The sequence below is a fragment of the Deinococcus sp. LM3 genome (assembly GCF_002017875.1).
GTDB lineage: Bacteria > Deinococcota > Deinococci > Deinococcales > Deinococcaceae > Deinococcus.
Map to the genome: position 1 here is coordinate 281,507 of NZ_MUFV01000003.1, position 14,804 is coordinate 296,310.

At 70.8% G+C, this 14,804-nt stretch carries 16 protein-coding genes; 2 read left to right on the forward strand and 14 right to left on the reverse strand.

Annotated features, from left to right (window positions below; all coding sequences use genetic code 11):
• Positions 1-20 precede the first annotated feature (20 nt).
• The 8 genes from BXU09_RS17210 to BXU09_RS17245 form a co-directional block, all read right to left on the reverse strand.
• Positions 21-1,010 (reverse strand): sugar kinase, encoded by a 990-nt coding sequence (locus tag BXU09_RS17210; RefSeq protein ID WP_240501468.1) that lies wholly within the window; start codon positions 1,008-1,010, stop codon positions 21-23.
• The gene (locus BXU09_RS17215; protein ID WP_240501444.1) at positions 1,007-1,672 is read right to left on the reverse strand and encodes a bifunctional 4-hydroxy-2-oxoglutarate aldolase/2-dehydro-3-deoxy-phosphogluconate aldolase; all 666 of its coding nucleotides are present in this window, start codon (positions 1,670-1,672) and stop codon (positions 1,007-1,009) included. The genes BXU09_RS17210 and BXU09_RS17215 overlap by 4 nt, the downstream gene beginning before the upstream one ends.
• The gene (gene kduD / locus BXU09_RS17220) at positions 1,662-2,429 is read right to left on the reverse strand and encodes a 2-dehydro-3-deoxy-D-gluconate 5-dehydrogenase KduD (protein ID WP_205684173.1); all 768 of its coding nucleotides are present in this window, start codon (positions 2,427-2,429) and stop codon (positions 1,662-1,664) included. The genes BXU09_RS17215 and kduD overlap by 11 nt, the downstream gene beginning before the upstream one ends.
• Positions 2,426-3,244, reverse strand: coding sequence for a 5-deoxy-glucuronate isomerase (iolB, locus tag BXU09_RS17225; RefSeq protein ID WP_078305359.1), 819 nt, complete (start codon positions 3,242-3,244; stop codon positions 2,426-2,428). The genes kduD and iolB overlap by 4 nt, the downstream gene beginning before the upstream one ends.
• Positions 3,241-4,788: an extracellular solute-binding protein gene (locus BXU09_RS17230; RefSeq protein ID WP_078305360.1), complete on the reverse strand. Its 1,548-nt coding sequence runs from the start codon at positions 4,786-4,788 to the stop codon at positions 3,241-3,243. The genes iolB and BXU09_RS17230 overlap by 4 nt, the downstream gene beginning before the upstream one ends.
• 89 nt (positions 4,789-4,877) lie before the next feature.
• Positions 4,878-5,738: a carbohydrate ABC transporter permease gene (locus BXU09_RS17235; RefSeq protein ID WP_078305558.1), complete on the reverse strand. Its 861-nt coding sequence runs from the start codon at positions 5,736-5,738 to the stop codon at positions 4,878-4,880.
• 31 nt (positions 5,739-5,769) lie between these two features.
• Entirely contained in the window at positions 5,770-6,723 is a 954-nt protein-coding gene (locus BXU09_RS17240) for an ABC transporter permease subunit (protein ID WP_205684175.1), read from the reverse strand.
• Positions 6,724-6,938: 215 nt separating this feature from the next.
• On the reverse strand, positions 6,939-7,952 hold the full coding sequence (locus BXU09_RS17245; RefSeq protein WP_078305361.1) for a LacI family DNA-binding transcriptional regulator: 1,014 nt from the start codon (positions 7,950-7,952) through the stop codon (positions 6,939-6,941).
• Between the two features lie 145 nt (positions 7,953-8,097).
• On the opposite strand from BXU09_RS17245, the gene BXU09_RS17250 reads away from it, so the two are divergent.
• Positions 8,098-8,955 (forward strand): metallophosphoesterase, encoded by an 858-nt coding sequence (locus BXU09_RS17250; RefSeq protein ID WP_078305362.1) that lies wholly within the window; start codon positions 8,098-8,100, stop codon positions 8,953-8,955.
• A 155-nt stretch (positions 8,956-9,110) separates the two neighbouring features.
• On the opposite strand, the gene BXU09_RS17255 is transcribed toward BXU09_RS17250, so the two are convergent.
• Positions 9,111-10,142: a LysR family transcriptional regulator gene (locus BXU09_RS17255; RefSeq protein WP_078305363.1), complete on the reverse strand. Its 1,032-nt coding sequence runs from the start codon at positions 10,140-10,142 to the stop codon at positions 9,111-9,113.
• Positions 10,143-10,357: 215 nt separating this feature from the next.
• On the opposite strand from BXU09_RS17255, the gene BXU09_RS17260 reads away from it, so the two are divergent.
• Positions 10,358-12,064, forward strand: a complete 1,707-nt coding sequence (locus tag BXU09_RS17260; RefSeq protein ID WP_078305364.1) for a M20/M25/M40 family metallo-hydrolase — start codon at positions 10,358-10,360, stop codon at positions 12,062-12,064.
• Positions 12,065-12,190: 126 nt separating this feature from the next.
• On the opposite strand, the gene BXU09_RS20435 is transcribed toward BXU09_RS17260, so the two are convergent.
• From BXU09_RS20435 to BXU09_RS17270, 5 genes are all read right to left on the reverse strand, one after another.
• The gene (locus BXU09_RS20435) at positions 12,191-12,748 is read right to left on the reverse strand and encodes a hypothetical protein (protein ID WP_144012323.1); all 558 of its coding nucleotides are present in this window, start codon (positions 12,746-12,748) and stop codon (positions 12,191-12,193) included.
• A gap of 365 nt (positions 12,749-13,113) precedes the next feature.
• Positions 13,114-13,800, reverse strand: a complete 687-nt coding sequence (locus BXU09_RS17265) for an ROK family protein (protein ID WP_144012324.1) — start codon at positions 13,798-13,800, stop codon at positions 13,114-13,116.
• Positions 13,801-13,898: 98 nt separating this feature from the next.
• Complete coding sequence (locus tag BXU09_RS22005) at positions 13,899-14,027, reverse strand: hypothetical protein (protein WP_276205854.1); 129 nt, start codon at positions 14,025-14,027, stop codon at positions 13,899-13,901.
• 48 nt (positions 14,028-14,075) lie between these two features.
• Positions 14,076-14,240, reverse strand: coding sequence for an MOFRL family protein (locus tag BXU09_RS21670; RefSeq protein ID WP_346417599.1), 165 nt, complete (start codon positions 14,238-14,240; stop codon positions 14,076-14,078).
• A partial coding sequence (locus tag BXU09_RS17270; protein WP_240501470.1) for a DUF4147 domain-containing protein occupies positions 14,237-14,804 on the reverse strand: 568 nt, incomplete at its 5' end. The genes BXU09_RS21670 and BXU09_RS17270, both read right to left, overlap by 4 nt.

The following is a 14,804-nucleotide window of genomic DNA, read 5'->3' on the forward strand; positions in this document are numbered from 1 at the left end:
GGAAAGCGGGGCGGGTTCGGTCATGCGTGCGTCTCCGGGTGGGGGCGTGAGGGAACGGGCGGTGGCGGCAGGGCGCCCCGGTGGCGGATGGCGTGCGCGGCGCAGGCGTGCGCGGCGCGCGCGGCCTGCTCGGGCGTGTGGGCGTGGGTCAGCGCGTGCAGGAACGCGCCGTTCCAGGCGTCCCCGGCGCCCGTGGTATCCAGGACGTCCGGGACGGGCGGGGCGGGAACGTGCTGCGGGTCCGCGTGTGGACTGCACAGCCACGCGCCGCCCGCGCCGGCCTTCAGGGCGACCGTCACGCCCAGCGCCGCGAAGGCCCGTGCGGCGCCCGGCGCGTCCACCGAGGTGTGGTCCAGCGCAGAGTGGTCCAGCAGCGCAGCGTCCGCCGGGAAGCTCGGCAGCAGCAGATCCACGAAGGGCAGCAGCTCATGCAGCGCGGCGCGGGCCGCGTCCAGCCCGGTTCCGTCACCTGCCCGGTCGGCCCACAGGCGCGGGCGGTAGTTCGGGTCGAACGCGACGCGCGTGCCGCACTGGCGGGCGAGCTGCGCGGCGTGCCGGGTGGCGGCCTGCGCCGAAGCGCTGATCGCCTGCGTGATGCCTGAGAGCAGCAGCGTCCGGCTGGCGGCGACGTACGCGGCGTCCACGTCGGCCGGACTCAGGTGAGTAGCGGCGCTGCCCGCGCGGCGGTACGTGAACTCGCGTTCGCCGTCCGCGTGCAGTGAGATGAAGTACACGCCGTTCTCGCCGTCCACCAGCGGCGCGTGGGTGACGTCGATCCCCTCGGCCTGCCATGCGCGGCGCAGTCCGTGGCCGAACGGGTCGCTGCCGACGCGGCTGATGAACCCACAGCGGCTCCCGAGCCGCGCGGCGCTCACCAGGGCGTTGAGGGTGTCCCCACCGCAGGCCCGCGTGAGCTGCAGGGCATCGCCGAGCGGGCCGTCCGCGCGCAGTTCCACCATGCACTCGCCAAGCGCGATCAGGTCCAGCGGTCGGTGCACAGGGTGAGTCACAGTGGCAGTCCCGCCTCGCGCAGCGCGGCGCGGGTGGCGGCCTCCACGGCGTCCCAGTCGCCAGTCTCGACAGCCCGGGCGGGAAACAGGTGGCCGCCCAGACCCACCGCGAGCGCCCCGGCATCCCGGTAGGCGGGAACCTCGTGCGGACGGACTCCGCCGGTCGCCATGAGGTGCAGGTGCGGCAGCGGGCCGCGCAGGTCGCGGATGAAGCCGGGGCCGCCCGCGCTGGCGGCCGGGAACACCTTCAACACCGGCGCGCCCAGCCGCGTGGCCCGCAGGGCCTCGCTGGGCGTCAGCACGCCCGGCAGGTAGGGCACGCCGAGGGCCTGCGCCTCGCGCAGCAGGTCTTCGTCCAGGTGGGGGCTGACGAGGAACGCCGCCCCGGCCATGACAGCCTCGTGTGCCTGCGCGGCGGTCAGGACGGTACCGACGCCGACGGTCACGCCGCGCAGTTCAGCGCGCAGGGTGCGCAGGGCGTCCGTCACACCAGGGGTCGTGAACGTCAGTTCCAGGACGCGCAGTCCGCCCCGCGCGGCGGCATGTGCCGCGTGGACGGCGGCCGCCACGTCCGGGGCGCGCAGGACGCCGACCACGCCCGCCGCGCGCAGCGTCTCCGTCAGGGTGTCGGCCTGCGCGGGCCGGGCCACGTCAGCGGGCAAGCCAGCCTCCGTCCACGACCAGCACGTGCCCGTTCACGTAGTCGCTGGCGGGCGCGGCGAGGAACACGGCGGGCTGCGCGAGGTCCTCGGGGCGGCCCCAGCGTCCGGCGGGAATGCGGTCCAGGATGGCGCGGCTGCGGTCCGGGTCGGCGCGCAGCGCGGCCGTATTGTCGGTCGCGATGTATCCGGGCGCGAGGGCGTTCACGTTCACGCCGCGCGCCGCCCACTCGTTCGCCAGCGCCTTGGTGAGGCCCGCCACAGCGTGCTTGCTGGCCGTGTATGCGGGGACGCGGATGCCGCCCTGGAAGGCCAGCAGCGAGGCCACGTTGATGATCTTCCCGTGTCCGCGCCCGAGCATGCGGGCCCCGGCGGCGCGGCACAGGCGCCACACGGCCGTCTGGTTCAGGGCGATCACGTCGTCCCAGTCGGCGTCGCTGAAGGCGTGGGCGTCCTCACGTCGGATGATCCCGGCGTTGTTCACCAGGATGTCCACCGGCCCCAGCTGCGCTTCCACGTCGTCCAGCAGAGTGTCCAGGTCGGCGCTGGTCTGGGTGCTGAGGTCCACCTGGAAGGCCGCGAAGCGTCGCCCGGCCGCCTGCACCTGCGCGCCGGTCGTGCCGTCGTGGTGACCGTAGGTGGTGACGGCCACGTCCGCCCCGGCCTGCGCGAGGGCCACGGCCAGCGCCTGCCCGATCCCGACGCCGCCGCCCGTGACGAGCGCCACGCGGCCACTCAGGTCGAAGGGGTTGGTGATCACAGCATCCCCACGGTCTTCTGCACCCAGCCGACGTCCGGGTCGAGTTTCACGCCCTGCGCGCGGCCGTCCCCGGCGAGGAACCACAGGTAGTACCCGGCGTAGCCGGGGGCGCTGACGTACGTGTGGTACCCGTGCGGAATGGCCAGCAGCGTGTCGTCGCGGACGGTGTGCGTGTCGTCGTACCCGCGTTCCGGCGAGTAGTGGCGGGTCAGGCCCCAGCCTTCGGGGCTGGACACGCGGAAGTAGTACATCTCCTCGTGGAACTTCTCGCTGCCCGCGTTCTCCTCGTGGCGGTGCGGGGGGTAGGTGCTCCAGTGGCCGCTGGGCGTGAGGGTCTCCCCGACGATCAGGCGACTGGCGGGCAGGCCATTGGGCGCGACGAGAATCTCGCGGAACTGCCGGGCGTAGTTGAGGGTGCCCCACTGACCGGTGTTCACCTGTTCGGGCCGGATCTCGTAGGGGGCGGTGTCGAGGTCGCTGGGCGCGGACGGCAGGGCGCCCTGGAAGTCGGTGTGGGCGGTGACGGTCCAGGTGTGCCCGCGCGGGATGTACACGCTGTGCGGCAGGCCGGTGAAGACGCTGGCGCGTCCGCCGACCGACTCGAAGGTGTGGTCGCCGACCTGCACGCGGGTGCGGCCGCTGAGGGCGACGAGGAGGTGCTCGCGGTCCCCGGACTCGCCGCTGACGCTCTGAGTGGCCTTCAGGTTGAGCTTGGCGAAGTCCAGCAGCTGGCAGGAGTCGTCCTGAAGGGGTTGCAGCCCCTCCCCACCGCTCAGGGTATGGAAGTGAGGGCTGGAGGTGGCGGGGGCGCTCACTTGACGAACCCCCCGGCCTTCAGGGCCGCGTAGGCGTTCTTCTCGTACCCGGCGAAGTTCAGGCCGTTCAGGCCGTCCGTGAAGGACTTCCAGTTGCCGTCGTTCAGGGGCCGCTGGCCGAGCACGAACTGCACGAGCGATTCGGACACGTAGCGGTCGATGTCGGCCTGGTTGGGCGCGGCGGGCACCACGAGGTCGCCGCTGCGGTCGATCCAGTTGTTGTTGCGGCGGGTGTCCATCAGCAGGTTGTAGACGTTCACGGAGCGGCCGTCACTGAATTTCAGGGTGCCGTAGCGGCCCTTGAGTTCCGCCGCCTGACCGTTCAGCGCCAGGAAGCGCAGCTGCGTGTTCGTGAGGCGGCCGTTCACGTTGGTGGTCGTGACGGTCGGCACGCCGCCGACCAGGGTGTAGTCCGTGCCTTTCTTCCCGAACGCCAGCTGGAAGTACCCCTCGCCGCTGTGCGCCCACTCCAGGAATTTCGCGATGGCGGGGCCCTTCCCGGCGTCCATGGCCTTCTTCGACACGACCAGCAGCGTCCCGGCGTTCGCAAATGTGCCCATGGAACGGCTGCCGCTCGGGCCTTTGGGGACGGGCACGAAGCGCAGGTCGCCCTTGGGGTTATTCGCCTCAAAATTCTTGAACCCGGCGATCAGGCCGCCGACGCTCTCGAAGAACAGGCCGCATTTGCCCTGCTGCCAGCGGTTACGCAGGTCGCTGCGTTTCATGGTGGCCCAGTCGGGGTCCATGACCCTGGCGTCCACGAGTTTGCGGACGTACTCGGTGGCCTTGCGGTAGTTGGGGTTGCGGACGTTCGCGGCGAACGCGGCGCCCGCGCGGTAGTTCCAGGTGCCGGGCACGCCGTACGCGCCGTACACCCACTGGAAGTGGTTGCCCAGGCCCAGGCCGGGCAGGATACCGGCGGTGTCGAAGTCGATCACGCCGCAGTAGCCGAAGGTGTCCTTGCGGCCGTTGCCGTCCGGGTCGCGTTCCGTGAAGGCGCGGGCGACGTTCAGGAACTCGTCGAGGGTGGTGGGGGTCTTCAGGTTCAGTTTCTCCAGCCAGTCCTGCCGGACCATGATCCCGTACTGGCGGCTGAGGGTGGCGGGTTCCTGCAGGCCGTACATCTGCCCGTTCTCGTTCACCAGGCCGTTGCGCATGGCGTTCCCGTAGCGGGCCTTGGTGCGCTGCGGCATCTGCGGCAGCAGGCTGGACACGGGCGCCACCTGTCCCTGGCGGATCAGCTGGTAGAACAGGTTGCGGTTGCGGATCTCGAACAGGTCCGGCAGGTCGTTCGCGGCGGCCAGCGACCCGAGTTTGTTGTCGCCGTCGGCGCCGGTGGGGAGCATGGTGAACTTGAGGTTCACGCCGGTGCGGGCGCGGATGACCTCGCCGGTGTCCCATCCGGCGGTAGGGGCGGGCGCCTCGGGGTTCGCGGCGTACAGCGCGACCGACAGGTCGGTGGCTTTCTGCGCGTGCGCGCCGAGCAGGGCGCTGAGCGTCACGAGGGCCAGGGTGCGGGCGGTGGTGCGGGTCAGGTGCGTCATGGTGGAACCTCCGGTCTGGGGGGTGGGCGGTGTGGGGGTGGGCGGTCTGGGGGGTGGGCGGTGCCGGTCTGGGGTGCGGGGGAGGGCGCTCAGCCCTTCACGCCGCCGGACAGCGTGCCGGACGTGAAGTACCGCTGAATCCACGGGTACACGAGCAGCATGGGAATGGTGGTCAGGACGACGGCCGCCATCTTCAGGGCGTCCGGGGGGGCGGTGGTGGTGGCGGCCGATTCGACGTACTCGGCGGAGTTCAGGCCGGTCAGGATGTCGCGCAGCACCACCGGCAGCGGCATCATCCGCGCGTCGGACAGGTACAGCACGGGTTCGAAGAAGGAGTTCCACTGCGTGACGGCGTAGAACAGCCCGATGGTCAGCAGGATCGGTTTGGACAGCGGCAGCACGATGTGCCACAGCACCTGCAGGTCGCTCGCACCGTCGATCTTCGCGGCTTCCTCCAGGCTCTCGGGCAGGTTCTGGAAGAAGTTCTTCATGACGAGCAGGTTGTAGACGCTGACCGCGCCGTGCAGCAGCAGCGCCCAGTACGTGTTCAGCAGGTTCAGGTCGCGGATCACGAGGTACAGCGGGATCAGTCCGGCGCTGAACAGGAACGTGAACAGGATCACGCCGGTCAGGAACTTGCGGCCCGGCAGGTCCGGGCGCGACAGCGGGTACGCGGTGCAGACGGTCAGGATCATGCTGATCAGCACGCCGCTCAGCGTCAGGAACACGCTGTTGCCCAGCGCGCGGATCAGGGCGGGTTGCCGCAGCAGTTCCTCGTAGGCGTTGAAGGACACGGCGCGCGGCAGCAGGCTGGTCGTCTGCCCCAGCGGTGTCAGGCTGACCGACACGACGTACACCAGCGGGATGAGCGTGGCGAGCAGCACGGCGATCAGGAAGGCGTTCACGGTACGGTCGAACGCGCGGTCGTTCTGGCGGCGGACTCGGGTCATGCGGGGCTCCTCACAGCAGCGTTCATGGGGGTCAGTACAGGCCCTGACCGGCGAAGCGGCGGGCGATGCGGTTGGCGATCACGATCATCAGCAGGCCGATCAATCCCTTGAACAGGCCCACGGCGGTCGCCAGCGAGAACTGGAAGTTCTGGATGCCCTGGCGGTACACCCAGGTGTCGATCACGTCCGCGACCGAGTACACCGGCAGCGAGTACAGGACGTAGATCTGGTAGAAGCCGGCGTCCAGGATGTGCCCCAGGCGCAGCAGGGTCACGAGGACGATCACGTCGAGCATGCCGGGCAGCGAGATGTGCCGGATGCGCTGCCAGCGGGTGGCGCCGTCCACCTCGGCCGCCTCGTACAGCGAGGGGCTGATGCCGATCAGCGCGGCGAGGAACAGGATCGCGCTCCAGCCGGTCTCCTTCCAGATGTCGCTGAAGATCACGACCGCGCGGAACGCGCCGGGGTCGGTCAGGAACGACACGGCGTCGCCGCCGGCCGCGATCACGCCCTTGTTGACCAGACCGCTGCCGGGCGAGAGCATGGCCAGCAGGATGCCGAACACGATCACCCACGACAGGAAGTGCGGGAGGTACGTGACGGTCTGCGTGACGCGCGCCAGGCCCTTGCGGGTGCTCTCGTGGATGGCGATCGCCAGGATGATCGCCGGGGGCAGCCCGATCAGCAGTTTCGCGAAACTGATCAGCAGGGTGTTCGTCATCAGCTGCGAGAAGTAGAACGACGAGAAGAACGCCTGGAAGTGCTCCAGGCCCACCCAGGGACTGTTCAGGACGCCCTGCACCGGCTGGAAGTCCTTGAAGGCGATCTGCGCGTTCCACAGCGGCCAGTACCGGAACAGCGCGAACCACAGCAGGCCCGGCAGCAGCATCAGGTACAGGCCCCGGTGGCGCCACAGGCGGGCCAGCAGGCGCTGGCGGGGGCTGCGGCGGGCGGCGGGCGGGGCAGAGCGGATCACGTTCGTCATGGGTGGGACCTCCTGCGGCACGTAAGCGCCCGTCACCGGGGCCTGGGCGGACTCCGGCGGGTGGATGGGGGTGCGGGTTGGGTGAAGCCGGTCGGGGCCGGTCAGGTCATGGGGTGAGGCGGCGGAACGCGGCGCGGTCGGTCAGAGGGGTCGGTCGGGAGGCGGCTGGCCGGTGGCGGCGGGTCGGTCGCGGCGGGCCGTGGGGGGAGGCCGTTTCAGGGACTTCGGGGCGGGGCGGTCGTCTCGCGGACGACCAGTTCGCTGGGGTAGTCGAGGACCGTGCCGCGCACCGTCTCGCCGGCCAGCGCGCCGGCGAGCAGCCGCAGGGCGCTGTCGCTCATGTCGTGGATGGGGTGGCGCACGGTGGTCAGGGCCGGGTGGCTCTGGCTGGCGGCGGCGATGTCGTCGAAGCCCACCACGCTGATGTCCTGCGGGACGCGCAGGCCGCGGTCCTTGACGGCGTCCATCGCGCCGAAGGCGGTGGCGTCGCTCGCGGCGAAGATCGCGGTGGGGGGGTGGGGCAGGTCCAGCAGTTCGCGGGCCGCCTCGAACCCGCGCCGCTGCGTGAAGTTGCCGGGCCGGATCAGGGCGGGATCGAGCAGGCCGCGTTCCCCCATGGCGTCGCGGTAGGCGCGCAGTCGCTCGTGGGCCTGACTGGACCCGTCGGCCCCGGCGATGAAGCCCACGCGGCGGTGCCCGAGGTCGAGCAGGTGCGTGGTCGCGGCGTGCGCGCCGTGGTACGAGTCGGCGCGGACGTTGGGCAGGTCGGTGGGCGTCCCGAAGTGGCTGATCAGCACGATGGGCGTGCGGCTGCGTTCCAGGACGCCCAGGTGCTGCGGGTCGTCGGTGGGAACGACCAGGATCAGTCCGTCGGCCAGTCCGCCGCTGAGGGCCGCGACGCGTTCGCGTTCGCGGGCAGGGTCGCGGCTGGTGGTGAAGACGCCCAGGTCCAGGCCGGCGCTGCTGGCGGCCTCGGCGGCGGCGCGGGCGACCTCGGCGAAGTACGGGCTGACGAGTTCCGGGACGACCATTCCGACGAGGTTGGTGCGGGCGCCGCGCAGCCGCCGGGCGGCGGGGTTGGCGACGTACCCGAGGTCACGGGCGGCCTGGATGACGCGGGCGCGGGTCTGCTCACTGATCCGGCCGGTGTTGTTGAGGGTCTTGGAAACCGTGACGGCCGACACGCCGGCAAGGCGCGCGACGTCTGCGATGGTGACGGGGGCAGTCATGGGCACTCCTGTGATGGGGCGCGGATGCTCCATCAAGATCTGGGTTAACGATTACCCAGACTGTAACACCCACCCACCCGCGCGTCAATGCACGCCCTGCACGTCCCCACCCTGAACGCCCCGCGCATCCCGTAAGCTGGGCGACATGCTGCGCCGCGCCCTGAACACCCTCGGCTGGACGGCGGCCGGAGTCGTGGCTCTGGGCGTCACCAACACCTACCGCTTCCAGACCACCACCCACCGCGCCGCCCTGCACGGCCTGACCCGCCCGGTACGGATCGCGCACCTCAGCGACCTGCACTACGGCATCTTCATGCGCCGCCGCTCGGTGCGCCGCTGGGTGCAGGCCACCCGGCAGGCCCGGCCGGACGTGATCGTCATCACCGGCGACTTCCTCGACAGCGGCGTCGGGCGGCGGCACCACACCAAGCTGCTGGCGGAACTCGCGGACCTGCACGCGCCGCTGGGCGTGTACGCCGTGTGGGGCAACCACGACTGGACCAGCCTGAACACCAACGCCACCCGGCAGCAGTTCGCCGAACAGCTGACCCGCGCCGGCGTGCGGCTCATCAACAACGCCGGCGTGCAGGTCCGTGACGACCTGTACGTCGCAGGCGTCGACGACTGGTGGTTCGGGCAGCAGGACCTGAACGCCGCGTTGCAGGACCACGCGGGCGGCGCAGTCGTCCTGCTGGCCCACAACCCGGACTACCTGTCGCAGGTGCCGCACTGGGTAGGCCTGACCCTCAGCGGCCACACGCACGGCGGGCAGGTCCGGCTGCCACTCATCGGACCGCTGAAGAAACGCAGCACCCTCCTGAACGTCCTGCGCGGCTGGGTGCGCGGCGACCGGATCGTGCAGTGTCCCGCCGAGGGCACGCCGGGCGTCACGCCGGCCGGACAGGCGCTGGGTTTCGTGTCGCGCGGGCTGGGCGTCACGGGCGTGCCGCTGCGCTGGGACTGCCCGGCCGAACTGGTGCTGCTGGACCTCCACGCCCCCTGATACGGACTCCGATTGAAGGGTCTTTGCAGTCCCCTCAATCCGAGCGAAGCGAGTGGGAGCAGAAGCGGGCTGCCGGGCGTGGAGTTGGCAACCCGGCGATGTTCCGGGTTGTCAGCGAAACAAACGGCAGTCCGTATGACCCGGCGGAACCGCCGTCAGAGGCCCGCGTCAGGGGGCGTGAGGCTGGCGGAAGGGTCGGCTGACGGCGCGTCGGGCGGCCACAGGGCGTCCAGGACGGCCTGCACCGCCGGCGTTACCGGGCCGGGCCGGACGACCGTGCCGTACGTCCGGGAGACGGACCAGGGCAGGGGGCGCGCCAGGACGCCCGGCGGCAGTTCAGGCATCGTGAGGTGCGGCAGCACCGCGAACCCCAGTTCACCGGCGACCATCGCGGCGATGGCGGCCTCGCTGTTCAGGCTGAGGGCCGGCCGCACCCGGACGCCGTGGCGGGCCAGGGCGTCCGGGACGCGGCGGTCATGTGGGTCGCCCAGGTGGATGTACGGCCGCTGCCACGCGCCGGGCAGTGTCCAGTGGGCGGGCAGGACCAGCAGGTAGGGGTCCTCCCCGAGGGGCCGGGCGTTCAGGGCGCTGCCGGGCAGCAGCTGGGTGAGGCCCACGTCGGCCTGCCCGGACTGCACGGCGCGGTACACGGCGTCACGTTCGAGGTGGGCGTCGTCGACCGCGACGTTCACGCCGGGGGCCACGCCGCGCAGGCGCCGGAGCGCGCCGGGCAGCAGGTGCCGGGCGAGGCTGGGAAAGGCGGCGACGGTGACGGTCCCGTGCAGTTCGGCGCTGCGGGCCAGGTCGATCAGGGTCCGGGCGGCGTCCACGAGGCGCTGCGCGCCGGGCAGGACGCGCTGCCCGGCCGGGGTCAGCTGGACCCCCCGGCCGCCCCGGCGGAGCAGCGGCACGCCCAGGGTGCGTTCCAGCAGCCTCAGCGCGTGGCTGAGCGCGGACTGCGTGACGTTCAGTTCGATGGCGGCGGCGCTGAAACTCCCGCGCTGGGCGGCGACGACGAAGGCCCGCCACTGCGCGAGCGTGGGCTGCGGCCCCTGCCCGCACGGTATGTCGGCAGGCGGCGTGGCAGCGGGCGGCGCGACCTGCTGACCGGTCGGCTGGCTGGTGGGCTGTCCGGTGGGCTGGGCGGCGTGCTGGGATGCGGGGGATGGCCCGGCCATGAGCTTCATTCATAGCACGGGCCGAGCCCCGCAGGGCGGCTCGCCTCACGCGGTCGGGCGGTCCGTACAGTCCGGGAAGAGAACTGCCGCCCCCCACAGGTCATGTGCACGGCCGGATCGGAAGACCCCCGGTCCGTCTCTTCCGCGCCGCCAGGAGCGGTTCTCCCCTGCCGCCCCGCCCCCTCGCAGAATTCAGCCGGAGTCCGTCTCGACCCAGGAGTGCCATGTCCCAATCACTGCCGACCTCGCCGCCATCTCAGCCTCCTGCGCACCCGGACTCCACCGGCCTCACGGTCCCGGCGGCCACGCCCGGCGACTGGTTCACGCGCACGCGCGAGCTGGCCCTGACCCTGACCGGCTGGCCCAGCGTGACCGGCACGCCCGGCGAGCAGCAGTTCCCGCTCCAGCTCCGGAACCTGCTGCGCTCATGGCCGGCGTTCCAGAGCGAACCGGAACGGGTGTGGACCGCTCCGGCCGGAACGTCCGCGAACCTGTACGCGCTGGTCCGGGGTCAGCAGCCCGACACCGTCATCCTGAGCGGGCACTTCGATACGGTCGGCACCGGCGCCTACGGGCCGCACGCCCCGCACGCCTTCACGCCGCACGCCCTGCGGGACGCGCTGCTGCGTCACCTGGACCGCCCCGACCTGAGCGGCCCGGAACGGCAGGCGCGGCAGGACCTGCTCAGCGGCGAGTTCCTGCCCGGACGGGGCCTGCTGGACATGAAGGCCGGACTGGCCGCCGGGCTGGCCGTCCTGGAACGCTACGCGGCCCTGGCACCCGCCGACCGCCCCGTGAACCTGCTGCTGATCGCCTCGCCGGACGAGGAGCAGCGCTCCCGCGGCGCGCGGCAGGCAGCGGCCGACCTGCCCGCCCTGACCCGGCAGCGCGGCCTGCGCGTCCGGCTGGGCATCAACCTGGACGCCACCAACGACGCCGGTGACGGCCGCGACGGACAGGCGGTGTACCTGGGCACCACCGGCAAGGTGCCCGTCACGGCCCTGATCCTGGGACGCGCCACGCACGCCTCGTACCCCTTCGACGGAACCAGCGCCGCCCTGATCGCCGCCGAACTGGTCAGCCGGATCGAAACCAACCCGGACCTGACCGACACCGCCCACGCGGATCACAGCCCGCCCCCCGCCTGCCTGGAACTGCGCGACAGCCGCGCCGGGTACGACGTCACGACCCCCGCCCACATCTGGTGCGCCTTCAACGTGCTCACGTACCGCCGCAGCGCCGCCGAGGTCACGGCGCAGATCCTGCACGAGGCGCGCGGGGCGGCCCGGACCGCACTGACCCGGCAGGCGCAGCACGCCGCCCGCTGGGACGGCATCAGCCGCGCCGCACCGGAGGCGGCGGTCCTCTGCTTCGCCGAGCTGCGCACGCAGGCCGAGCGGCAGGTCGGCGAGGCGCGCGTGCAGGCGCTGCTGTCGGCACCCGACCGCACCGACGATCCCCTGGCCGAGAGCCGCGAACGGACGCTGGCCCTGGCGCAGGCGGCGGGACTGAGCGGCCCGGCCGTCATCGTGGGCCTGGGCGCCGTCCACTACCCCGCCACGCACGTGGACGCCGACCTGGGCCGGCAGGTGACCGACACGCTGAAGACCTTCACGGAGCAGACCGGAGTGCCCGTCCGGGTGCGTCATCACTTTCAGGGCATCTCCGACATGAGCTTCCTGGGGCACCGACCCAGCGAGGCGGACCGGGCCGCCACCCGCGACCTGACCCCCACGCCGGGCGATCAGCCGGACCGGGCCGACACCCTGTCGTTCCCGACCGTGAATGCCGGACCCTGGGGCCGGGACTACCACCAGCAGTTCGAACGGATTCATCAGCCCTACTCGTTCGGGACGCTGCCGGAACTCGTGTGGCGGCTCGCGCTCATGCCTGCGCTGGTGACCCCACAGGGGCCGGGCCGCCCGGACTGATTCCGGCCGGTCGTCCGGGCGGTGTCCATGTCATTTTTCGCGTCTTGAAGGACGTCTACCGTCACCATACGCGTCAATCTCATGGCGGCGGTATGCAACCGCACCGTCGCCAGCGTGGCGTGACTTTCACAGGAGGTCAATAATGTAACTGTGCAAATCTTCAAGCAGCCGTTCCAAAGGAGCATTACCCGGGGCTGACGGTTGAGCGGCTTTGTGAGCGCTTCTGGCATCTTTCACCATACTGAAAAGGAGATCATCCCCTCCCGGATCACTCATCGACGGGAGAAAAATACCTGCTGCCATTTTTGAATGCTGCCGGAAGTCTGGAACATCTTCGATGGAACATGCCTTTAGCAGAAGGTCTGAGAGAATGCCCACCCGCAACCGCTGATCTGGTGTCCACGTTTTGCAATCAAGCAAGAGGCCCTGCAAGGCCGCCCAGTACCCATCGAGAAGTTGAACGGTATAGAGGTGCGGCCGAATAGCCAGGAGCAAACGCCGCATCTCCAGATTGTCCGTCGTCGCATGGGCGGCAACCCCGCGTATATCAGGATCACCCGCAAGTAACTTTCGGCGAAAATCTAAAAATGGCAGACCATTTGGGCCGCCAACAATGAGGACATCACAAACTGTTTGATCATGGATGCCCTCTGGCCCCGGATTAAGAACTGCAATCATGGTCATGGTATTGGACCTATCATACGGATTCCGTCTGTTTCGCTGACAATCAGGGACTTCACCGGATTGCCAGCTCCACGCCTGGAGGGGCGTTTCTCTCCCACTCTGCAGAGCAGCTCTGCAAGTCGCATCCGCTCCGATTGAATGTCTTTGCAGGCCATTCAATCGGAGTCCATATCATATGCTGGCCAGTGTTAAGAGAATTGGCGGCTTCCTCATCATGCATTTTATCAGTAGGCAATAGACCCCTCCCCTGCGAAAGCAGATTTTCGGCCTATCCCGTCCCTCCGCTTTTACTGCCTATATAAGGAATTCGAACACAGATTCGAGGACCAGAGGGACTTTCGCAGGAGGTCTAGTGTTTTGGCAGCTCAGGGCCGCGCAGGAAGGCCGCGCCCAGCAGGGCGGCGTTCTCGAAATGCTGGCTCTGCCGCACCTGGGTGCCGGGCGGCAGCCGTGACTGCAGGGAATCGCTGAACTGCCCGGAGGCCCGGCTGATGTTTCCGCCAGCACCACCCGTTGCGGCCCGAACGCCTGCACCCAGGGGCCAGGACGTCCCCGAGCGTCTGTCCGAACGCCGTCCAGACCGGCCCGGACTGACTGGCGTCCAGTGCGGCCAGCTGCCGGGCGTCCAGCGCCACGCCCAGGTGCCGGTGGGTCAGGCGGGTCAGGGCGGCGCCGCTCACGGCGTCCTCGACGGTGGCGCCGCGGAACGGGGTGTTCCACAGTTCCCCGCGGGCGGCACGCCGGGGCCACCGGTCTGGACCTGTTCCGGCGCGGATGAAGCCCGAGCCGATGCCGGTCCCGAGGGTCACGCCGATGGTGTCGAGCTGTTCGCCCGCACCGGCCCACCATTCCCCGAGGGCGAACAGGTCCGCGTCGTTCCCGAACAGGATGGGGGTGTCCTGCAGGGGCGTGCCGCGCAGCCGGGCCAAGAGGGCGGCGCGGGCGTCCTGGCCGTGCAGCGCCCGGAACTTGTGGTCATGCCGGACACGCCGCGCGCCGCGTCGAAGGACCGGGGACGGCCAGTCCGAGGTGCGTGACCGTGACGGCCTCACCGGTCCCGGCGAGGGCTGCGAGGGCCGCTTCGGCCCAGCCGCCGATCAGGTGTCGTGCGGGGCGTCATGGGACAGGTCCAGCCGGATGGGGGCAGCGGTCACGGCGCGGCCGCGCAGTCGACGGGCGCGGCGGTCACGTGACTCCCGCCGATGTCGAGCGCGACGGCGACTGCGCGGCGGGAAACGGAGTGGGGTTCGGACGAATCGGGTTCGGACGGGTGCGTCATGCTGGACCTCTGCTGGGACGGGAAGGGAGAGGGAACGGGCGGCCGGTTTCAGGTCAGGGCGACCGCGCGGAAGTCGTTGAGGTTATGGCCGGTCAGGCCGGTGTGCAGGGTGTCCCCGAGCGCCTCGAAGAAGGTGTGAGAGTCGTGGCGGCGCAGGAACTCGCGCGGGTCGAGTCCCAGGTGTCCGGCGCGGAGCAGGCTGTCCGGGGTCAGGAACGCGCCGGCGGCGGGCTGCTGCCGTCCTGTCCGTCCGTACCGGCCGACAGGGCGTGGACTCCGCGCAAGCTGGGTCCGGTCACGGCCAGCTCGGTCAGCAGCGCCAGTGCGAACTCCAGGTTCCGTCCGCCCCGCCCGGCGCCGGGGGTGAGCGTGACGGTCGCCTCGCCGCCCGACAGCAGGACGACCGGGGGCGGCAGGGGCGTGCCGTGCGTCCGGATGGAGTGGATCACGGCGGCGTGAAAGGCCCCCAGGGACCGGGCCTCGCCCGTGAAGGTGTCGCCCAGGATGACGGCCCGGAGGCCGCGCGCCTCGATGAACGTGCGGGCCGCGTCCAGGAAGGTGCGGTTGGAACCGATGACCTCCCAGGTGGCGTTCGGCAGGTCGTGCGGCGTGTCGGGTGCGCCGGACCTCAGGTGCGCGCGGGCTTCCGGGGCGGGCAGCCCGTAGCGGTCCAGGACGGCCAGGGCGTCGGCGTGCGTGGTGGGGTCGGGCACGGTCGGGCCGCTGGCGATCACGGCCGGCTCGTCGCCGACCACGTCGGAGAGGATCAGCGAGTGA